General features: G+C 55.0%; 18 protein-coding genes and 1 pseudogene. 2 read left to right on the forward strand and 17 right to left on the reverse strand.

The genetic code is table 11. From position 1 onward, the window contains the following. Positions 1–100 precede the first annotated feature (100 nt). Both OCV69_RS12945 and OCV69_RS12950 read left to right on the forward strand, forming a co-directional pair. Positions 101–1,504, forward strand: coding sequence for a spore germination protein (locus OCV69_RS12945; RefSeq protein ID WP_158359603.1), 1,404 nt, complete (start codon positions 101–103; stop codon positions 1,502–1,504). 604 nt (positions 1,505–2,108) lie between these two features. Then, positions 2,109–2,867, forward strand: coding sequence for a creatininase family protein (locus tag OCV69_RS12950; RefSeq protein WP_022273828.1), 759 nt, complete (start codon positions 2,109–2,111; stop codon positions 2,865–2,867). Here OCV69_RS12950 and OCV69_RS12955 read toward each other — a convergent pair. The 17 genes and pseudogenes from OCV69_RS12955 to OCV69_RS13035 form a co-directional block, all read right to left on the reverse strand. Then, entirely contained in the window at positions 2,833–4,074 is a 1,242-nt protein-coding gene (locus OCV69_RS12955; protein ID WP_158359602.1) for an MFS transporter, read from the reverse strand. The genes OCV69_RS12950 and OCV69_RS12955 overlap by 35 nt on opposite strands. Before the next feature lie 10 nt (positions 4,075–4,084). After that, positions 4,085–5,638, reverse strand: a complete 1,554-nt coding sequence (locus OCV69_RS12960; protein WP_158359600.1) for an ABC-F family ATP-binding cassette domain-containing protein — start codon at positions 5,636–5,638, stop codon at positions 4,085–4,087. Positions 5,639–5,824: 186 nt separating this feature from the next. After that, positions 5,825–7,279: an IMP dehydrogenase gene (gene guaB / locus OCV69_RS12965; protein ID WP_022273780.1), complete on the reverse strand. Its 1,455-nt coding sequence runs from the start codon at positions 7,277–7,279 to the stop codon at positions 5,825–5,827. A gap of 127 nt (positions 7,280–7,406) precedes the next feature. Next, positions 7,407–8,507 (reverse strand): pyridoxal phosphate-dependent aminotransferase, encoded by a 1,101-nt coding sequence (locus OCV69_RS12970; protein WP_158359598.1) that lies wholly within the window; start codon positions 8,505–8,507, stop codon positions 7,407–7,409. Beyond that, positions 8,508–9,536, reverse strand: coding sequence for a bifunctional adenosylcobinamide kinase/adenosylcobinamide-phosphate guanylyltransferase (locus OCV69_RS12975; protein WP_262563141.1), 1,029 nt, complete (start codon positions 9,534–9,536; stop codon positions 8,508–8,510). A 4-nt stretch (positions 9,537–9,540) separates the two neighbouring features. Beyond that, complete coding sequence (locus OCV69_RS12980; RefSeq protein ID WP_158359596.1) at positions 9,541–10,650, reverse strand: cobalt-precorrin 5A hydrolase; 1,110 nt, start codon at positions 10,648–10,650, stop codon at positions 9,541–9,543. Between the two features lie 29 nt (positions 10,651–10,679). Next, a complete protein-coding gene (locus OCV69_RS12985; protein ID WP_158359594.1) occupies positions 10,680–10,922 on the reverse strand; it encodes an alpha/beta-type small acid-soluble spore protein in 243 nt (80 codons plus the stop codon). Positions 10,923–11,160: 238 nt separating this feature from the next. Beyond that, on the reverse strand, positions 11,161–11,349 hold the full coding sequence (locus tag OCV69_RS12990) for a PspC domain-containing protein (RefSeq protein ID WP_158359592.1): 189 nt from the start codon (positions 11,347–11,349) through the stop codon (positions 11,161–11,163). 29 nt (positions 11,350–11,378) lie between these two features. Beyond that, positions 11,379–12,335 carry a DUF4097 family beta strand repeat-containing protein gene (locus OCV69_RS12995; RefSeq protein WP_158359590.1) on the reverse strand — a complete coding sequence of 319 codons (957 nt, stop codon included), beginning with the start codon at positions 12,333–12,335 and terminating at the stop codon, positions 11,379–11,381. Beyond that, positions 12,332–13,144, reverse strand: a complete 813-nt coding sequence (locus OCV69_RS13000; protein WP_158359588.1) for a DUF1700 domain-containing protein — start codon at positions 13,142–13,144, stop codon at positions 12,332–12,334. The genes OCV69_RS12995 and OCV69_RS13000 overlap by 4 nt, the downstream gene beginning before the upstream one ends. Continuing rightward, the gene (locus OCV69_RS13005) at positions 13,141–13,461 is read right to left on the reverse strand and encodes a PadR family transcriptional regulator (protein ID WP_022273773.1); all 321 of its coding nucleotides are present in this window, start codon (positions 13,459–13,461) and stop codon (positions 13,141–13,143) included. Before OCV69_RS13005 ends, OCV69_RS13000 begins: the two co-directional genes overlap by 4 nt. Before the next feature lie 270 nt (positions 13,462–13,731). Further along, positions 13,732–14,646 (reverse strand): N-acetylmuramoyl-L-alanine amidase family protein, encoded by a 915-nt coding sequence (locus tag OCV69_RS13010; RefSeq protein WP_262563142.1) that lies wholly within the window; start codon positions 14,644–14,646, stop codon positions 13,732–13,734. A 617-nt stretch (positions 14,647–15,263) separates the two neighbouring features. Continuing rightward, positions 15,264–16,346: a 30S ribosomal protein S1 gene (gene rpsA / locus OCV69_RS13015; protein WP_158359573.1), complete on the reverse strand. Its 1,083-nt coding sequence runs from the start codon at positions 16,344–16,346 to the stop codon at positions 15,264–15,266. Further along, positions 16,327–17,178 (reverse strand): 4-hydroxy-3-methylbut-2-enyl diphosphate reductase, encoded by an 852-nt coding sequence (gene ispH, locus OCV69_RS13020; RefSeq protein ID WP_158359572.1) that lies wholly within the window; start codon positions 17,176–17,178, stop codon positions 16,327–16,329. The genes rpsA and ispH overlap by 20 nt, the downstream gene beginning before the upstream one ends. Next, complete coding sequence (cmk, locus tag OCV69_RS13025) at positions 17,175–17,864, reverse strand: (d)CMP kinase (RefSeq protein ID WP_158359570.1); 690 nt, start codon at positions 17,862–17,864, stop codon at positions 17,175–17,177. The genes ispH and cmk overlap by 4 nt, the downstream gene beginning before the upstream one ends. Positions 17,865–17,914: 50 nt before the next feature. Further along, complete coding sequence (locus tag OCV69_RS13030) at positions 17,915–19,186, reverse strand: BaiN/RdsA family NAD(P)/FAD-dependent oxidoreductase (RefSeq protein WP_158359569.1); 1,272 nt, start codon at positions 19,184–19,186, stop codon at positions 17,915–17,917. After that, a pseudogene (locus tag OCV69_RS13035) lies at positions 19,179–20,051 on the reverse strand (phosphate--AMP phosphotransferase); the annotation flags it as partial. The gene OCV69_RS13030 and the pseudogene OCV69_RS13035, both read right to left, overlap by 8 nt.

The raw sequence follows: 20,051 nt of genomic DNA on the forward strand, positions 1-20,051 counted from the left end.
TATGTACATCTGTCCGTATATTTTCACTGGTCCTGGGAAGACTTCCATCATAACAATGGAAATACAGGCGGGAACCGTCCGCCTGGGAAGGACATTTATTATGAAGCTTTCATCCGATCTGAACCAGACCATGGCACGTTTTCACCAGCTTCTGGACGTGCAGACCAATTTCGATATTGTCTACCATACCCTGACGATCGGCGGGAAACAGGCGCTGATCTATTTTGTGGACGGCTTAACCAAGGACGAGGTGCTCCTGCGGATCATGCAGGGCTTCGCGTCCATACAGCCGGACGATATGCCGGATTCTCCCCACGGATTCTCGAAAAAATACGTTCCCTATGGAGAGACCGGCCTGGAGGACGAAGAAAGCCAGATCCTGGTCAGCCTTCTCTCCGGCCTTTCCTGCCTTCTCATCGACGGCTATGACAAATGCATCACCATCGACTGCCGCACCTACCCGGCCCGCGGCGTGGAGGAGCCGGAAAAAGACAAGGTGCTCCGGGGCTCCAGGGACGGCTTTGTGGAGACCCTGATCTTTAACACAGCTCTGATCCGCCGCCGGATCCGGGACGTGGACTTCACCGTGGAGATCACTCAGGCCGGAGAACGTTCCCATACGGATATTGCTATCTGCTATATGAAAGGGCGGGTGGATCAGAATCTTTTAAAAACCATCAAGGAGCGCATCCAGAGCCTTCATGTGGATGCACTGACCATGAACCAAGAGAGCCTGGCCGAGTGCCTTTACCCCCACAAATGGTACAACCCGTTCCCGAAATTCCGTTTTTCCGAGCGGCCCGACACGGCGGCGGCCTCTATCCTGGAGGGGAATATCATCATCCTGGTGGATAACTCCCCCTCCTGTATGATCCTCCCCTCGTCCGTATTCGACATCATCGAAGAAGCGGACGACTACTATTTTCCTCCGGTCACAGGAACGTATCTGCGGCTTTCCAGGATGACCGTCTCCCTTCTCACCCTGTTTTTAACGCCTCTGTGGCTCCTGCTCATGCAGAATCCCCAGTGGATCCCGGACTGGCTCCAGTTCATCCAGATCGCCGATGAGCAGTTTGTCCCGCTGATCTGGCAGCTCCTCATCCTGGAATTCGCCATCGACGGCCTCCGTCTGGCGGCAGTCAACACTCCCAGCATGCTGACCACACCCTTAAGCGTCATCGCCGGTATCGTCCTGGGTGAATACTCTGTGAAATCCGGCTGGTTCAACTCCGAGACCATGCTGTACATGGCCTTCGTCACCATCGCCAACTACTCCCAGGCCAGCTTCGAGATGGGCTACGCCCTAAAATTCATGCGGGTGATCCTTCTGATCCTCACGTCCCTCTTCAACCTGTGGGGCTTCATCGCCGGGACCGTGCTCTGCGTCTGCGCCGTGGCCTTCAATAAGACCATCGCCGGAAAGAGCTACATCTATCCGCTGGTCCCCTTTTCGTGGAGCGAATGTAAAAAAAGATTCTTCCGCGGCCGGCTGCCGCACAATTAGCAGGCACCTTCCGCCCCCGTATCCAGACGCGCTCCCGCTCCAGTCTGCACGCAACGGCGCATACGGCCGCAAAATATGCGGCCCAAACGCCGGCGTGCAGAAGGGTCTGGCTACGGGGGCGGAAGGTGCTGTATAGGAGGTGGCGGCCGCTAGGGGGAAGGGCGGCGTATCCAGACGCGCTCCCGCTCCGCTCTGCACGCAGCGGCGCATAGGGCCGCAAAATACGCGGCCCAAACGCCGGCGTGCAGAAGGGTCTGGCTACGGGGGCGGAAGGTGCTGTATAGGGGGGGCGGGCGCTAGGGGGAAGGGAAAAGGCAGGTTCTTTGGCGTCCGTGACATCTACCAGCCCAAAACTCCCGGAGGCTTTCCCATGTCGGAGGGGGATGGAACTTCTTGGGCTGTGGGGGGATGCGTTATGGGGGAGCATGGACTTGTCTGAGCGGAGCGAGTTGTCCATGTTCCCCCATGCCCTTCGCAGCCCCCCGGAGCCCTAGATGTTCCGCCCCGAAGACCCAGGGAAAGGCTCCGGGAGTTTTGGGCGTATCTCTGGTAATGTTCCCTCTTCTGTGGTACAATAGGTTCCAGGAAAAGGAGGTACTCAATTATGTTTCTTGAAAAAATCACCTGGAAGCAGGCGGAAGGCTATTTTAAGGAAAAGGACATTGCCATCATCCCCGTGGGAAGCACGGAGAACCATGGCTCCCAGCTCTGCCTGGGCACGGATTTCCTGATCCCCCGCCGCCTCTGCGAAATGATGGACGAGCGTTTAAATATCCTGATCGCTCCCACGGTCCCCTTTGGCGTCGGTGACCAGCACATTAATTTCCCCGGCACCATCACCATTGGCTACGACGGGCTTTACGACCTGATGACCCGGATCGTGGACCAGCTTTACGGTTTCGGTATCCGTAAGTTTGTTTTCTTGAACGGACATGGAGGGAATACCCCGGTACTCCAGCGGGTGGCCCTGGAGCTGGACGAGCGCCATGCCATGGGTGCGATCTTAAACTGGTGGCTTTTAGCCGGAGAACTGGATCCCCGGTGGAAGGGCGGCCACGGCGGCGGCGAAGAGACCGCAGCCATGCTGGCCATTGACCCGTCCTGTGTACATATGGAATATTTTATGCCCTTTGAACCGAAGGATCTGAGTCCGGATCTGACCTTTGCCGGATCCTTCAACGTGAACTGCAATGGCGTTTCCGTTCCGGTGCCCCGCCACGTGGACCGCTATTCGTCCTGCGGCTGGTACGGCCCCGACTCCCCGGAAACGGCCACAAAGGAATGGGGAGAAGAAATGTTAAAGGCCACAGCGGATTTCTGCGTGGACTTTATAAAGAAGTTTGAACGTGTTTCCCTGGGATGATCCTCTGATGCATGAGGGCCATGACCACCAGAAGCACTAAAAGATAATATGGATACAGGGAAGCTCCCAGATGGTCTGCCAGGAATCCAAAAAACGGCGGCATCAGGGAGCTTCCTATATATGCCCCTGCCATCTGTACGCCAATGACAGCCTGTGAAAGCTCCGCCCCGAACCGGGACGGCGTGGAATGGATCACACTGGGATAAATGGGCGCGCAGCCAAGCCCCATGAGAAGAAGGCCGGCCTGGCTGTGGCCGCCTCCCGGAAACAGAAGGATCAGAAAGCCCGCCGCCAGGATCCCAGTACCCAGGCGGATCATGCCGTCGTCGCTGATCCACTCCGTAAGGAAGCCGCTGACTGACCTTCCGGCCGTGATCCCCAGATAGAAAAGACCGGCCAGGGCGGCGGCGCGTTCAGCCGGGACCTTATGGACCAGGACCAGATAGCTGCTGGCCCAGAGTCCTGCCGTGGTCTCCAGGGCATTGTAGCAGAAAAACATGGCCACCGTTTCCCGGGCCATGGGGATCCTTAAGAGTTCCAGAAGGTCCGGCGCACGGTCTGCCCCGGCCTCCTCGGCCGTTTCCTCTCCACGGCTTTTTTTCTCTTCCCGGACGTTTTTCTGTCCGGCTGCCGTTTCGTTCCTGTCCTTCCCGTTTCCTGGCTTCATTTTCCATAAGGGCAGGCTTATGACCAGGACCGCCGCCAGCACCGTCTGGGCCAGGCCCACGGCCCGGTAGCCCATGCTCCAGCCATATCCTCCCGCAAGGACCGTCCCCATGACCGACGGGCCCAGGAAAGCGCCCACGCCCCACATACAGTGGAGCCAGCTCATATGGCGGCTTTTGAAGTGAAGGGCCACATAATGGTTGAGGGCTGCGTCCACGCTTCCTGCTCCCAGCCCGTAAGGAACTGCCCAGAGACAGAGCTGCCAGAAGGAACGGCTTGCGGAAAATCCCAGGAGAGCCGCTGCCGTGGCCGCCACACTGACAGCCGTCACCCTTCCCGGGCCGAACCGGCTGGTGATCCGGCTGCTCTGGAGGCTGGATATGATGGTCCCGAAGCAGATGATCATGGAGACCATTCCGGCACGGGAGACCGGGACCCCAAGCTCCCCGTACATAGACGGCCAGGCGGCGCCCAGAAGAGAATCGGGAAGGCCCAAGCTTATGAACGCCAGATAGATCACTGCCAGAAGTATATGTGTCATGGCCCTGCTCCTAAATCTTTAAGGAATATTCGCCCAGGTTCCAGACCTTTGATACCAGTCCATCGTAAAACTCCGGCTCATGGCAGATCAGGAGCACAGCTCCCTTATATTCCTTTAAAGCACGCTTTAATTCCTCTTTGGCGTCCACGTCCAGATGGTTGGTGGGCTCGTCCAGAAGAAGGATGTTGGTCTCCCGGTTGATGAGCTTGCAGAGACGCACCTTGGCCTGCTCTCCGCCGGAAAGCACACGCACCTGGCTTTCAATATTTTTTGTGGTAAGGCCGCATTTTGCCAGAGCCGACCGTACCTCATACTGGGTGTAGGAGGGGAACTCCTTCCAGATCTCCTCAATGCAGGTGGTGGTATTTCCCGGAGCCATCTCCTGCTCAAAATATCCAATGGACAGGTAATCCCCCAGCTCCACAGAGCCGGAAAGAGCCGGGATCAGTCCCAGGATACTCTTTAAGAAGGTGGTCTTTCCGATTCCGTTGGCTCCGATGACTGCGATCTTTTCGCCCCGTTCCATGGAAAAATCCAGGGGCTTTGACAAGGGCTCGTCGTAGCCGATGACCAGGTCCTTTGTCTCAAAAATGATCTTTCCTGCTGCCCTGGCATTTAAGAAATGGAATTCTGGCTTGGGCTTTTCCTTTACCAGCTCGATGACCTCCATCTTATCCAGCTTTTTCTGTCTGGACATGGCCATATTCCGGGTGGACACCCGCGCCTTGTTTCTGGCCACAAAGTCCTGGAGCTCGGCGATCTCCTGCTGCTGCCGCTTATAGGCGGCCTCCAGCTGGCTCTTCTTCATCTCATACACCTCTAAGAATTTATCATAATCGCCCACATACCGGTCCAGCTTCTGGTTTTCCATATGATAGATCAGATTTACCACGCTGTTTAAAAATGGAATGTCGTGGGAGATCAGGATAAAGGCATTTTCATACTCCTGGAGATACCGCTTCAGCCATTCGATATGCTGGGCGTCCAGGTAGTTGGTGGGCTCGTCCAGAAGAAGGATGTCCGGCTTCTCCAAAAGCAGCTTTCCCAGGAGCACCTTGGTCCTCTGGCCTCCGGACAGCTCGTCCACGTCCTTATCCAGTCCGATCTCATCCAGGCCAAAGGCCCGGCCGATCTCCTCCACCTTGGAGTCGATGATATAAAAGTCATGGGCCATCAGAAGGTCCTGGATGGTCCCCAGCTCCTCCATCATGGAATTCATCTCCTCCTCGGAAGCCTCTCCCATATGGTCGCAGATCTGGTTCATCTTTTCTTCCATCTCAAATAAGAAGGAAAAGGCGCTCTTTAACACCTCCCGGATGGTCATTCCCTTTTCCAGGACCGTATGCTGGTCCAGATATCCCACACGGACGTTTTTCGCCCACTCCACCTTTCCTTCATCCGGCATCAGCTTATCGGTGATGATGCTCATGAAGGTGGATTTCCCCTCTCCGTTGGCCCCAATGAGGCCGATGTGCTCGCCCTTTAAAAGCCGGAACGACACATCCGTAAAAATGGCCCGGTCTCCGAAGCCATGGCTTAAGTGCTCTACGTTTAATATACTCATCTGAAAACTCCTTGTTCAATATTCCTCTTATATAAAAGATCCGCGCAGACCGCGCACGCCCTCCATTTTACACGAAGGGCCGGAGGAAAGCAAGAGGCGGTTTCTGCGCTATAAAAAGAGAGCACGGCAGCTTCCGTGCCATGCTCTCTGTAATCGTTTTTATATCGAAGATCCAGCGCTTCCCGATCAGCCGTCGATGCTGTAATTGGGAGCTTCTTTTGTGATGTGGATATCATGGGGATGGCTCTCACGGAGGGCAGCAGCCGAAATCTTCACAAACTGGCTGTTCTCCTGGAGCTCCTTGATGTTGTGGGCGCCGCAGTAGCCCATACCGGCTCTTAAGCCACCTAACATCTGGAACACCGTATCCTCCACATAGCCCTTGTAGGCCACACGGCCTTCCACGCCCTCCGGCACCAGCTTTTTGGCGTCGGACTGGAAGTAGCGGTCCTTGCTGCCGTTTTCCATGGCGGCAATGGAGCCCATTCCGCGGTATACCTTATATTTTCTTCCCTGGTAAAGCTCGAAGGTTCCCGGGCTCTCGTCGCAGCCTGCGAACATACTTCCCATCATGCAAACGCTTCCGCCGGCAGCCAGAGCCTTTGTCACATCTCCGGAGTACTTGATGCCGCCGTCTGCGATGATCGGGATCCCGTATTCCCTTGCAACCTCATAGCAGTCCATAACGGCAGATACCTGGGGAACGCCGATACCGGCAACCACACGGGTGGTACAGATGGAACCAGGTCCGATCCCGACCTTGACAGCGTCCACACCGGCCTCGATCAGAGCCTTTGTGGCAGCGCCTGTGGCCACGTTTCCGGCGATCACCTGTACCTCCGGGAATTTCTCCTTGATCATCTTCACGCAGCGGATCACGTTGGCAGAATGACCATGGGCAGAGTCTAATACGATCACGTCCACCTTGGCGTTCACAAGGGCCTCCACGCGTTCCAGCACGTTGGCGGTGATTCCCACGGCAGCGCCGCAGAGCAGTCTTCCGTGTGCATCCTTAGCGGAATTGGGGTATTTGATCTGCTTCTCAATATCCTTAATGGTGATAAGTCCCTTTAAATTAAAGTCATCGTCCACGATGGGCAGCTTCTCCACCCTTGCTTTGGCAAGGATCTTCTTGGCCTCCATCATGGTGATTCCCTCTTTTGCTGTGACCAGGTTTTCAGAGGTCATGCATTCCTTGATCTTCTTGGAAAAATCCTCTTCAAATTTCAGGTCGCGGTTGGTGATGATGCCGACTAATCTTTTACCCTCTGTGATCGGAACGCCGGAGATCCGGAATTTTCCCATCAGCTCGTCTGCATCCTTTAATGTATGTTCCGGGGATAAATAAAATGGGTCTGTGATTACTCCGTTCTCTGAACGCTTAACCTTGTCAACCTCTTCGGCCTGCGCTTCGATTGACATGTTTTTGTGAATGATCCCGATACCGCCCTGTCTTGCCATTGCAATGGCCATGCGGTGTTCTGTGACCGTATCCATTCCTGCACTCATAAAAGGAATGTTCAGTTTGACTTTCTTAGTCAGGTACGTGGATACGTCAACCTGATTGGGAATTACTTCTGAATATGCCGGCACCAGCAGCACATCATCAAATGTAATGCCTTCTCCAATGATCTTACCCATTCTAAGGTTCCCTCTCTTTCTTAAGTTTCGCTGGAATTTATCTGTTCCTTTTAGCTATTTCATAGAGTATATCAGTTTTGTATCTTTTGTGCAACAGGGGATTTATACTATTTTTTTGATTCTTTTATTACCTCTTCTTATATATTTCTCCCAAATTCTCCAGAAAAGCCCTGTTTTCTTCCCTTTTTTTCACACAGATCCGATAATGATCCCCGGAAAGTCCCTGATAATCGCCGCATCTGCGGATCAGGATCCCGCGGGATAAAAGGGACTCATAAAGCTCTCCCCCGTCCCCTCTGTCTGTCCTCTTAAATAAAAGGAAATTGGCCTCCGAGGGAAATACATAAAAGCCCAGTCTTTGCAGGCCTTCCCTTAAATATTCCCGCTCCTGGCCTATGAGCCTCCGGGCTTCCCGGAGGTAGGGCTCCCGCTCTGCTCCAAAGGCCGCGCATCCGGCCTCCTGGGCCGGTATGGACACGTTCCAGGGCTGGCTCTGGCTCTGCATCTTAAGCCGCAGCTCTCCGTCTGCCAGGAATCCGTACCCCAGGCGGAGTCCTGCCATGGCAAAGGATTTTGTAAATGCTTTCAGCAAAAAAACTTTTTTTTCTCCTGCCCGCACCAGATCCAGTACCGAATCCCTCTCATCCTCCTCCGCCAGATCCAGGAAGCACTCGTCCACCACTGCAAGGATCCCCTGAACGGTGCAGAACTCCAGGATCCGGCGGATCTCCTCTCCCGGCGTCAGCCTTCCGGTCGGATTGGCCGGATTGCACAAAAAGATCATATCCGGCCTGGCGCTCTTTAAAAAATCCAGATACCGGTCTGCCGGAAGAGAAAAATCCTCCTCCTCCTTCAATGGAAAAAACAGGACCTCCGCCCCCACAGATGAAAGAGCCGCTTCATACTCTGTAAACGACGGAGCCGTCAAAACAGCCCGCCTGGGAGATACGGCCCGGACGATCCCGAAGATCAGCTCCGCAGCCCCGTTTCCAAACACAAGGGTTTCCTCCTGCACGCCGTAAAATCCGGCTGCCAGCCTCCGGAGCCTCCTGCACCGGCTGTCCGGATAGCGGGCGCTTTCCTCCACCCCGTCCATGGCCGCCTGTTTGATAAAATCCGGCATTCCCAGGGGATTGATGTTAATGGAAAAATCCATCCGTATTTTTTCGTTCCTGTACACATCCCCGCCATGGGTGTACGCCTTTTCCCACTGGCTTCCCTGTTCCATTTACCGCTCACCGCCCTTCAGTACCTGGGCCAGGCCGCCTGTGACCCGGTATACGTCCCTGGAACAGGCTGCCAGGGTCTGGGCCGCCTCTCCGGCCAGGTCCCTCCACAGCCGCTCCTCCCGGCCCACAGGCACGATCCCGCAGCCGATCTCATCCATGACCGCCACAGCTCCGGGATTCTCCTTTATAAACCGGTCCAGGAATTCCTGCAGCCGTTCTCTGGCTTCTCCGTCCTCAAGGCCCGCAAACCGGCGCACATAGTCCTGGACGTTCACCACCAGCTTCCGGCTGTACGCAGCCTCAAACGGATCCGCGGCTCCGTCCGCCGTTTCATACTCCAAAACGCCCTCCCGGGCCAGGAGCTGCTCTGCAAAGTCCCTTTTTCCCTGGAATGCGCCGCCTGTGATAAATTTCATATGTAGACTCTCTTTTCCCTCTTTATTCTGTCCGGCTGCCAGTTCTATCCCGGCCGCCCCTGTCTGCTCCTTCTTTCCCTTCAGCTGCACCGGGATCCCGCAGACCACCTCCCAGACCTCTCCTGCCATGGAAAAAAGCTCCCGGTTCAGTCTTCCCATGAGCCGCTGGTACGCTGCCGTTTCCTCTTCTGTAAGCTTTATATCCCCAAAGACCTCATTGGTCACCACCACCAGGTCCCGGCCCGCCTCTGCAAGCAGGCGGAGCCCTCTTAAGATCCGCTCTCCGGCCTGGGCCGCCCGGAGCTCTGCACAGCTTTCCATTCCCACATCCTCCCGGTACATCTCGTTGGCTGCCAGATTGGACATACATTCCACCAACACTGCCCCGTCCTCCGGTACAAAAAGCTCTCCCAGGTCCACCGGACGCTCCGCTGTCTCAAATCCCTTTTTTTCCCGCATCTGTCTGTGTTTTTTCACCCGTGCCCGGCATTCGTCGTCCCATACTATCATGGTGGCAGCGTAGATCTTCCTTTTCGCCTCCGACTGTTCCAGAAGGGACTCCGCAAAGGACGATTTCCCGCTGGCCCCGGCTCCGGTCACAACCTTTATCATATTGTCATCTCTCCGATCCCTTAAATAATTCCGGTATAAAACATGCCGCCGCCACGGTCACTCCATCCCGGGCGTATTTTTTCATCAGGAGCCGGGTATCCTCCGATGCCTCCCGGCATGCGGCCACAGCCGCCCGCTCACAGACGCTTCCCACGCCCGTGACCTGTCTCACGAACTCTGACTCCGTAAACGCCCCGGGTACGGCGGCCAGCTCCTCTCCTGTGTACGTAAAAAACGGGACCCCCAGCTTTTCAGCAAGACTGCACAGCCCCGGCTCCCCGCTTTTTAAGTCGATGCTGGCCAGGCCGCAGACGGCTGAGGGGTCCAGCCCCTCTCTTTCCATGGCCTCCTCCGCCACAGACCAGATCTGCTCCATGGAGGTCCCCCGTTTACACCCGGTCCCCAGGACCACACACCGGGGCACCAGTCTTAAAGGGCCCGGCTCCTCCGGGCCTTTCCGATCCTTCTTCCATACGGTGATCCGGATGTTTTGCGGGCAGATCCGGTCCTTATAAAGCCCCTCCGGGACCGGTCCGGGAAATGGGAAGTCTGAAAACAGTCCCACCGGCTCCCCGGCCAGGACCGCCGCTGAGATCTCCTTTGCCAGCTTCATCTGGTCCAGGACCAGGCCATGCTCCTTTGCAAACACATCCACTGCAAACCTCCGGTTCACATCCGTGGCCGTTGTGAGCACTGCCTGGGCCGGGATCCCGCTTTTTGCGAGTCCCGCCGCCAGACGCTCCGCCAGCTCATTGGCCCCGCCCAGATGGCCCGACAGCAGGGGGATCACAAACTGTCCCTTCTCATCGGCTGCCAGAACCGCCGGATCCGTTTTTTTATCCCGGATATACGGAGCAATGGCCCTGACAGCAATGCCGCAGGCTCCGATAAAAATAAGGCCGTCCGAGTCTCCAAACCGTTCTCCGGCCCAGGCAGAAAGCCCGCCCTCCTTCACCGGGGAAAAGCTGATCTCATGATCCAGGGAGGCTGCCTGCATGGCGTACCTCCCCGAGACCCAGGGACAGGGACCATGGCCCTCTGTCTCCAGGAGCTTTACCAGCCGCTTTTCCATCTGAAATCCATTTTCTGTAAAGCAGATCAGAGCGATCTTCACCTTGTTTCCTCCATCCTGTGTCGTTCTGCCTATATTATAGGATCTTTCTTTTCATCTTTCAACGTCTGGTTTTCTCCTTTTTGTCCGGCCATCTCCCGTTTTTTTCTCGTGATCAGGCCTCCGATCCGGCCGCTTTCCTTGGCAGTCAGGCATCTCCACCCTCCGGCCACCACCTTATCCGCCAGACCAAGCTCTGCCGCGATCTCGAACTTCAGCACGTCCTCCGGCTTCAGATTGTTGGGATCCACCGGCTCCTGTTTCTTTTTTCCCATGGCTTCTGGTTCACCTCTTTTCCTTTTTCTTAGAAAAGTATTCCCAGAAACGGGAAGCTTATACAGAAGCCTTCCGGACCCGTATGCCTCCTGGAAGGCCGGGCACATATCCTTTTCAGAACGCGGCGCAGGCCATAGAAAAAGCCCTGCCCCGGAAACGCTCTCTGCGGCCGCTGAAAAAAACAGGGACCGGACGGCATGGCTCTGCCCCGGTCCCCATATATGTTCCAGCCGTTTTTTAATCCGGACGGCCGGGAATAATGATCGCTGCGATGATATCGGCAATGAGCCCCGGCCCGGTGAAGGTCAGGATCGCCCATAAAAGCCGCACCAGCGTTGGATCCACATTTAGGAATTCACCGATGCCGCCGCAGACTCCGCAGATCATCTTATCTGTATCCGACTTATACAACCGCCTCACATCCATGTTCCTCTCTCCTTTTATCTGGCTCCTGTTTACGGGGCCGCTGTATGCTGTACAGAAATGGTTCCCGATCCAGCCTCCAGATCCATGACCGACAGACTTCCGGCCGCCTCTTTCTTCTGATTTCCTTCCACTGTAAAGCCCGGGAATTCCACCGTCCCGTTTTCACATTCAATGTCATATCCGATCCCGCCTGGATCCATGGTTTCCGGAATCGAAATGGTAATGGAACCGGTCCGGCACTCGGCATCGATCTCCATATACCGTTCAGACTCCATTGCCCAAAGGATGGATCCGCTGCCCATGCACTCCAGATCCGCGCTCCGCCCGTCCTCCTGGGTAAAGACTGCGTTTCCCTCTGTCACAGACAGCTCCGCCTCCAGAACGCGGACGCCGTTTCCCTCCAGAGTCCCCTCCAGGATCTCTGCCTCAAATTCATCCAGCACCCAGGAGCCGGGAATAAAGATCTGGTAATCCTCCCCGTCTCCGGCCCACAGTGCAAGGACCGAATCCATTCCGTATTCCTGGAAACTGACGGCCTCCAGGCTTCCATTCCCGCTTTTGATGGTCAGGGCGCTGATCTCATCCATCCGGAAGATCTCCACGCTCCCGCCCTGCTGCCGGATCTTAAGATCCGTGACCTCTGGATACCCGGCCTCAAAGCCTCCGTCTGTCCCCGGGGACTGCCAGGGCTCTCCTCCGGCAAAGGTCTCCGCGGACGGGCCGGCCTCCGGGTCCTGTCCCTCTGCCCGCGCCGTCTCCCAGCCTTCCGGAGCAGGATCCTGGTCCACGCGGACCAGATACTCCTCCGGATCCACTTCCCGCTCCACGATCCCGTCCAGCTCATCCAGATGATGAAGTCTTTTTCTTATGTGCCCGTTCAGATCCCCCATATCCGCCCCCAGCAGAAGAGACGCGGTGGTGATCCCGGCTCCGGCCAGGATCAGGGCTCCCCCGGCAATGATCCCATATTTAATGAATTTTTTCATACCCTTCTGATCTCCTTCCATTTACGTGAAATCCATGCTCCCGCCTTTTTCATGCTTCTCCATAAAAATGGGAGGAACATGGCCAGAATGGCGTATAAGAGCACCGCTCCCAGAAGTCCCACACCGATCCCGGCAATGGCGATCCCGAACATCAGTCCGCTGTCCAGAGGCGACGCCACCAGAAAAACGATCCCGGCCACCAGCAGGCATACGCCGGTGATAAACGCCGCAGCTGTCAGGCAGAGCACCACAGCAATGATCCCAAAGATCAGAGAAGCGATTCCCGTTATGGCCCCCAGCCCGGCACCCCCGATCCCAAGGATCACAGGAAAAGCGGCGATGATCAGAACGATCCATAAAACCAGCTTCAGTCCCTTACTGGTCCATGGCTTCTTTTCTTCGCGGACTGTTTCATAGGACGGGTCCTGGTATCCGCTGCCCCTCTGTGACGACCCCGTCTGCCAGCCGTCCTTCTCATACCCGCGTCCGCTGCCGGAGCCGGCTGTATTTTCCCTCTCCTCCGGCAGATCCAGCCGTTTTGCCACCTGGTAGCCGGGATCCCGGAACCGTTCATCCTCATAGCCCCGGTCTGTAAAGGAGCCGCCATCATTTAAATTGCATGCCAGGTCGGCCCGGATAATGGCCGCCACCCGTTCAGGGCTCCCGAAATCCTCGATGGCCGCCTCCTCATTGCCGCTCCCGGCCTCAGCCAGGTAATCCCTGTAATAATCCAGGGCATCCTCCCGGTCCTGGTCCGGGATGTCCTGGAGCAGATATTCCAGCTTATCAAAAAACTCTTCCTTCCTCATACATTTGCCTCCTCAAAGATCCGGGAAATATGTCCGGAATATACGGTCCATTCGCTCTTATACAGCTTTAACTGGGCCCGGCCCGTTTCTGTCAGCTTATAATATCTCCGGTTTCTTCCATCAAACGCCATATCATACGTTTCCAGGCAGTTTTCCTTCTGGAGTCTCCGCAGCACCGGATACAGTGTGGACTCCGATATATCGATGGCCTTTCTCACGTCCTGGGTGATCTTATAGCCGTAGGTCCCCTCCGCCTCTCTGGAGACCACTGCCAGCACGATCCCGTCCAGCAGAGCGGCTCCTGTGTTGAATACCATAGTCTTCCCTCCTAAAATATGCAGCTGCGTTCCAGAGCCGCGGCTTTGATCCATTCCGGCTCTCTTGTAATTCTACCATCCGCAATATTATACACTGTATATTATTGTAACAGTATTATATACCATATAATATTGTATGTCAACAAAATCTTTTTTCCGTGCCAAGCGCCTGCCCCCTGTTGTCCCCAGCGGAGCATTTCCTCCCTTATGGGCCGCACATTTCTATGACAGAAAAAAGACGCCCCCTCCCAGGAGCGCCTTCTCTTTCTTCTATTTCTTTAAGGACAGAGCACCATTGGCATCAGGCACGAACTCCGCAGCCTCCGTCAGCATCCGGCCGTCGTCCTTTAAAAAATACGTCTTTCCGTCCACAGTTACAAATCCAGTGGCCATCCGGCCGCTTTCCGGGTCCAGGTAGTACCAGTCTGTTCCCTCACACAGCCATCCGGTCTTCTTCTGGCCCTGTTCATAATAGTACCAGCTCCCGGCTTCTTCCTTCCAGCCATGGAAGCCCAGTCCATCCGCATTTTCCTTTCCTGCGTCCTGGCCCTCTCCCTGGAAGATCACGATCTTCTCTGCTGCGGAGCCGTCCGTTCCATCGGTCCATAGCAGGATCGGAGTCCCCTTCTTGAGGTCTGTTGCAAATACCATGTTTCTGGTCAGATAGGGGAGCAGGACCGTGGAATCCGAAACCGCGTATTTCATCCCGCCGGCAGTTTCCAGGATATATGCAGCCTCTGTTCCATCTGCCTTATCCGGCTCCTGGGTCAGGGATTCCACCACTGCATAAACAGGAAAGCCGGAGTCTGCCGGAGCATCCGCCAGAACCAGAAGCCCGTTGGTGATAGGCGGCAGGCTTAAGGTCATGGCCGGTCCCGTATAGACCCGGACCGCCTCGCCATCGTCTAAGTTTTCCACAGAGACCGGGAACCCGTTGACGGCATCCAGGATCTTCGTGTCCTCAGAAAGGTTCACTACCACCTCCGTCATCCCGCCTTCCACACGGCGGTTGAGATGCAGTCTCCCATCCTCTGCAGAGATCACACTTCCGTCCATGCACACCATCCCATCCAGCCGGCTTCCATTTTCCCCGGCTCCGCTGGTATCTGCCATTCCTGTGATCCCCATGGAAGCTGTAAACATTGCTGCGGCTGCAAGCATCGCCGCTCCATGTAATCGTTTCATATTCTCGTCCTCCATTCATTTCTGATACGGACATCTTACCATAGAGCATGAAAAAAATCCCACCGATTTTTCTTACGAATCCATTACGTGTTTTTATAGGGCCCCGGAAACTGTCCTTTTCTCCCATGACATGGCGTTATTCACCAGCCAGATCCCCTTCCAGTATAAGTGCGCCTCCATCCAGGGAAAGACCGTGATCCATCCGGAATTTACCACCTGCGGACTCTCCAGCTCATCACCACCTGCGAAGCCCATGCCCCCCGTCTTCCTATTCCCCCCTCCCGTATCATGAAAAATAATGGGCATAAATGTATGTTTTTTTCCACAGTGCCCAAAAATCATAGGAAAACCCTGGGACTTCTCTGGATTTTCCTATGGATTGGGCATATATCTCCTTTTTCTCTGTGTATGCCCAAAAAGCACTGGAATTTTGGGCATAGCAGGAAAAAACTCCCTTCTATGCCCAGGCAGCGAAACCAGAGGCCTGAAACAAGGGATCGGGCCGAGGCAAAGGAGAACCTACCAAAAGAGCTCCCACCAAAAGCCAAAAGGACGCGTGAAAAACTTATGTTCTTCACACGCCCTCTTCTATTCTGCACCGGATATTTGGCCGGTTTTTATTCCTTTGCTGCCTCTTCAGCCGGAGCCTCTGTCTCCAGAGCCTTCATGCTGAGGCTGATCTTTCTGTCTGCCTCGTTGAAGTCAACGATCTTAGCTGTGATCTCCTGACCGATGGAAAGTACGTCAGACGGTTTTGCAACGTGCTCTCTGGAGATCTGGGATACGTGAAGGAGTGCGTCCACGCCTGCCTCCAGCTCAACGAATGCGCCGAAGTCAGTCATACGTGCCACACGGCCTGTTACCACATTGCCTGCTGCATACTTCTCAGCGGCGTTTGCCCACGGATTTGTCTCCGGGAACTTCATGGACAGGGCGATCTTCTCACCGTTGATATCCTTGATCAGAGCTGTTACCTTCTCGCCTACCTTGAATACCTTCTTGGGGCTCTCAACTCTTCCCCAGGACATCTCGGAGATATGGAGTAAGCCGTCAGCGCCGCCTAAGTCGATGAATGCGCCGAAGTCTGTCACATTCTTAACGGTTCCTTCTACCTTCTGGCCAACAGCGATGCGCTCGAACAGAGCCTTCTGCATCTCAGCCTTCTTGGCAACGATGAGCTGCTTGCGGTCGCCGATGACTCTTCTTCTCTTGGGATTGAACTCAGTGATCACGAACTCGATCTCCTGGTCTGCGTACTTGGAAAGATCCTTTTCGTATACGTCAGATACAAGGCTTGCAGGAATAAAGATCCTTGCCTCGTCCACGATCACGCTTAAGCCGCCGTCCAGAACCTGGGAAACCTTTGCAGTAAGGACCTCATGATTCTCAAAGGCCTCTTCCAGTCTCTTATTTCCTCTGTCGGCTGCCAGTCTCTTATAGGAAAGTGCAACCTGGCCCTCGCCGTCGTTTACTTTAACGACCTTGGCCTCCATCTCGTCGCCTACCTGTACAAGATTTCTTAAGTCCACGTTGGGCTCGTTGGTGTATTCACTGCGGGAAATGATGCCGTCGGATTTGTAACCGATGTTCAAAACGATCTCATCTTCTTTAACGTCGATGACTTTACCAGTGACAACCTCTCCTGTACGTATTGTTTTTAATGATTCTTCTAACATTTGTTCAAAACTTAACTCTGACATTAGTATGAACCTCCTCGATAATATTATTCGGGGTTGAAGCCCCTGCTGTAATACCTACGTTGCACGCAGAACTTATACATTCAGGATTTAAGTCGTCCAGGGTCTGGATGTAATACGTTTTGTTACATTCTCGCCGGCAGATCTCATACAGCTTCTGGGTATTGGAACTGTTTTTCCCTCCGATCACCAGCATCACGTCCACCTGAGAAGCGATCTCTTTCGCCTCTACCTGCCTTTCCTGTGTCGCATTGCAAATCGTATTTAAAACAAATATATCATAACGCGTTTTAGGAATTTTTTCAACTATATCTTGAAATTTCTTGTAATTAAATGTCGTCTGGGCCACCAGGCATAAGCGGCTGCCCTCCGGAAGCCCCAGTTTTTCAAAATCCTCCGCATTTTCAATGACCTTCGTGTCCTGATTCCCCCAGCCCTTGATCCCAATGACCTCGGGGTGGGATTCGTCTCCCACGATGATCACCTGGCGTCCCTCTGCACACTGGCCGGCCACCACCCGGTGGATCTTCTTTACATAGGGACAGGTGGCGTCCACGATCTCCACCCCGTTCTTTTCCAGGATGTCGTAGATATGTTTTCCTACGCCATGGGAACGGATGACCACCACACAGTCCCGGACGCGATCCAGCTCCTCTTCTGAGCCGATGACCTCCACGCCCTTTTTCTTAAGATCCTTGACCACTTCCTCGTTGTGGATGATGGGACCGTATGTATAGATGGGTTTATCGGTCTTCTGGATCTGTTCGTAGACCTTCTCCACAGCCCTTTTTACGCCAAAGCAGAACCCGGCGGTCTTTGCAACGGTCACATTCATGGCCTTCCCCCCGCCTGGCCATCGATTTTCTGGTCGATCAGCCTTCCGATGGCGTCCACCACCTGGTCCAGGGTCATATCGGAGGAATCCAGATAAACAGCGTCCTCCGCCTGCACCAGAGGCGAATGTTCCCGGTGCATATCCCGGTGATCCCGGTCCAGGATGTCCTGCTCGATCTCCTTAAGATCGCAGGTGATCCCCTTTTCTGTCAGCTCCCTGTACCGCCTTCTGGCCCGCACCAGGGAACTGGCCGTCAGATAGACCTTTACATCGGCCTCCGGCAGCACGCAGGTGCCGATATCCCGGCCGTCCATGACCACATCTGACTTCCGGGCCATTTCTTTCTGGAGCTCCACCAGCTTTTCCCGGACAAAAAGGTATCCTGAGGTGGCCGACGCCATGTTCCCCACTTCTTCTGTACGGATCAGGCCAGATACGTTCTCTCCGTTTAAAAACACCTGCTGGGCACCGTTTTCATAGGCGATGGAGATGGAAACCTCCATGCAGGCTTTATTCACCGCCGCTTCATCGTTCTTATCAACGCCCTTCCTCAGAAAGTAAAGAGCCATGGTCCGGTACATGGCTCCGGTATCCACATAGATAAAATTTCTCTTTGCCGCCACTGCCTTCGCCACAGTGCTCTTTCCAGCTCCGGCAGGACCGTCGATGGCTACGTTAAAAGACATGTCTTCCTCCTTATCCCGCTCTTAAGCAGTTTCCGCCGTTTTGCGGGAATTTATTCACTAATCATCCGGATCTGCCGGTCGCGGACGTGTGTTCCGGCGCTTCTTCCCGCCAGCATCCCCGTGGACCAGGCGATCTGCAGGTTAAAGCCTCCGGTAACGCCGTCCAGATCCAGCACCTCCCCGGCAAAATAAAGGCCCTGGGCCTTTTTAGACTCCATGGTGGCAGGATTGATCTCCTTTACGTCCACGCCTCCCTGGGTGATGATGGCCTCGTTGTACCCTCTAAGCCCTGTGAGTGTCACATGGAAAGATTTGGCAGCCTCCACCAGCCGCTCACGCTCCTTCGCCGTCACCTCATTAACCTTCTTCTCCGGATCGATACCGCTCCTGGCCACCATCACCGGGACCAGCTTTGCCGGAAACAGCCGGTTTAAGGAATTTTTAAACCGCTTGTTCTTCGCCTCGTCAAAATCCCGCAGGATCCGGGCATCCAGCTGCTCCGGCGTCAGCGCCGGTTTTAAGTCGATGACCAGGTCCAGGGGCCGCTTTTTAATGATCTTTGCAGCAAAGCTGCTGGCGCTTAGGATCACAGGGCCACTGACGCCAAAATGAGTAAACAGCATTTCCCCAAATTCCTTCCAGACGACCTTCTTCCCGTCATACACCGTCACCTCCACATTTTTCAGCGACAGTCCCTGGAGCTTTTTTACGTCCTCTTCCGCACAGGTGAAGGGCACCAGGGCCGGGGAAAGCTCCGTCACCGTATGGCCCGCTGCTTCTGCAAACCGGTAGCCGTCCCCGGTGGAACCGGTGGCCGGGTAGGACAGGCCTCCTGTGGCCACGATCACAGCCCCGGCTTCGATCATTTTCCGGCCTTTTTCCAGGACCACGCCCAGACACCGGCCATCCTGGCAGACCACCTCTTTCACAGCCTCATTATAGCGGACGGACACTCCCAGCCGCTTCATCCGCCGTTCCAGGGCCGCGATCACATCCGATGATTTATCTGATACCGGGAATACCCGGTTGCCTCTCTCGATCTTTAAGGGGCAGCCGCACTCGCCCATGAGTCCCATGACGTCAAAATTGGAAAAGCCGTAAATGGCGCTGTATAAAAATTTTCCATTGGACACCATATGGGAAAACAGGTCCTCTGTATCGCAGCTGTTGGTCACATTGCAGCGTCCCTTTCCCGTGATATATATCTTTTTTCCAAGCTTTTCATTTTTTTCGTATACCACCACCTGGCATCCTGCCTGGGCGGCTCCTATGGCGGCCGCCATACCAGCTGCGCCGCCGCCTGCTATCACTACTTTATTCATGTTTTTTCTTTGCTTTTTCCACTTCTTTTATTTTCTTCTCCAGCGCGTCCGCCACGGTCTCCATCACCTTGATGCGGGCGTAATACTTGGAGTTTCCTTCCACCACGATCCAGGGAGCGTCCTCTGTGGATGTCTTTTCCAGCATCTCGTTGACCGCATCCTCATACTGGTCCCACTTTTCCCGGTTTCTCCAGTCCTCGTCTGTGATCTTCCACTGTTTTTCGGGATTCTTCATCCGGTCGTTGAACCGCCGCTCCTGCTCATCCTTATCGATATGGAGCCAGAACTTCAGTACCACAGCCCCGGAATGCACCAGGTGGGCTTCCATATCGTTGATCTCCTGATACGCCCTGCGCCATTCCTCCTCCGTGCAGAAGCCCTCGATCCGCTCCACCATGACCCTGCCGTACCAGGTCCGGTCAAAAACAGCGATATGACCGTCCTTGGGGAAACGGGTCCAGAACCGCCATAGATAATGATGGGCTTTTTCTGTGCTGCTGGGGGAGGCGGTGGGACATACCTGGTATCCTCTGGGATCCAGATGACTGGTAAGACGCCTGATGGCTCCGCCCTTTCCAGCCGCATCCCATCCCTCAAAGCCTAAGACCACAGGGATCCTGTACCGGTACAGGTCTCCATGGAGCCGCTCCAGCCTTTTCTGTAACTGATCCAGCTTTTTTCTGTACTCCTCCCGGTCCAAGGTCTTTTCCAGATCCACACGGGAGAGGATCCCTTTTTTATATTTATCCGGCGGCAGCGGAGGCTCGAACCGGGGAATTTCCCGGCCGGCGGCTTTTTTCTCCAGGGCCGCCTCCATGGCCGACGATACTGCTTCCATGACCGCAAGAGCCGCCTTTTCCTTATG

Origin of the sequence: Alitiscatomonas aceti (genome assembly GCF_025567195.1) — a bacterium.
Classification (GTDB): domain Bacteria; phylum Bacillota; class Clostridia; order Lachnospirales; family Lachnospiraceae; genus Alitiscatomonas; species Alitiscatomonas aceti.

What these genes read in the sequence shown, in the direction of transcription:
- OCV69_RS12945 (WP_158359603.1), top strand. Translation starts at nt 101, where the DNA reads ATGAAGCTTTCATCCGATCTGAACCAGACCATGGCACGTTTTCACCAG.
- OCV69_RS12950 (WP_022273828.1), top strand. Translation starts at nt 2,109, where the DNA reads ATGTTTCTTGAAAAAATCACCTGGAAGCAGGCGGAAGGCTATTTTAAG.
- OCV69_RS12955 (WP_158359602.1), bottom strand. Translation starts at nt 4,074, where the DNA reads ATGACACATATACTTCTGGCAGTGATCTATCTGGCGTTCATAAGCTTG.
- OCV69_RS12960 (WP_158359600.1), bottom strand. Translation starts at nt 5,638, where the DNA reads ATGAGTATATTAAACGTAGAGCACTTAAGCCATGGCTTCGGAGACCGG.
- guaB (WP_022273780.1), bottom strand. Translation starts at nt 7,279, where the DNA reads ATGGGTAAGATCATTGGAGAAGGCATTACATTTGATGATGTGCTGCTG.
- OCV69_RS12970 (WP_158359598.1), bottom strand. Translation starts at nt 8,507, where the DNA reads ATGGAACAGGGAAGCCAGTGGGAAAAGGCGTACACCCATGGCGGGGAT.
- OCV69_RS12975 (WP_262563141.1), bottom strand. Translation starts at nt 9,536, where the DNA reads ATGATAAAGGTTGTGACCGGAGCCGGGGCCAGCGGGAAATCGTCCTTT.
- OCV69_RS12985 (WP_158359594.1), bottom strand. Translation starts at nt 10,922, where the DNA reads ATGGGAAAAAAGAAACAGGAGCCGGTGGATCCCAACAATCTGAAGCCG.
- OCV69_RS12990 (WP_158359592.1), bottom strand. Translation starts at nt 11,349, where the DNA reads ATGGATGTGAGGCGGTTGTATAAGTCGGATACAGATAAGATGATCTGC.
- OCV69_RS12995 (WP_158359590.1), bottom strand. Translation starts at nt 12,335, where the DNA reads ATGAAAAAATTCATTAAATATGGGATCATTGCCGGGGGAGCCCTGATC.
- OCV69_RS13000 (WP_158359588.1), bottom strand. Translation starts at nt 13,144, where the DNA reads ATGAGGAAGGAAGAGTTTTTTGATAAGCTGGAATATCTGCTCCAGGAC.
- OCV69_RS13005 (WP_022273773.1), bottom strand. Translation starts at nt 13,461, where the DNA reads ATGGTATTCAACACAGGAGCCGCTCTGCTGGACGGGATCGTGCTGGCA.
- OCV69_RS13010 (WP_262563142.1), bottom strand. Translation starts at nt 14,646, where the DNA reads ATGAAACGATTACATGGAGCGGCGATGCTTGCAGCCGCAGCAATGTTT.
- rpsA (WP_158359573.1), bottom strand. Translation starts at nt 16,346, where the DNA reads ATGTCAGAGTTAAGTTTTGAACAAATGTTAGAAGAATCATTAAAAACA.
- ispH (WP_158359572.1), bottom strand. Translation starts at nt 17,178, where the DNA reads ATGAATGTGACCGTTGCAAAGACCGCCGGGTTCTGCTTTGGCGTAAAA.
- cmk (WP_158359570.1), bottom strand. Translation starts at nt 17,864, where the DNA reads ATGTCTTTTAACGTAGCCATCGACGGTCCTGCCGGAGCTGGAAAGAGC.
- OCV69_RS13030 (WP_158359569.1), bottom strand. Translation starts at nt 19,186, where the DNA reads ATGAATAAAGTAGTGATAGCAGGCGGCGGCGCAGCTGGTATGGCGGCC.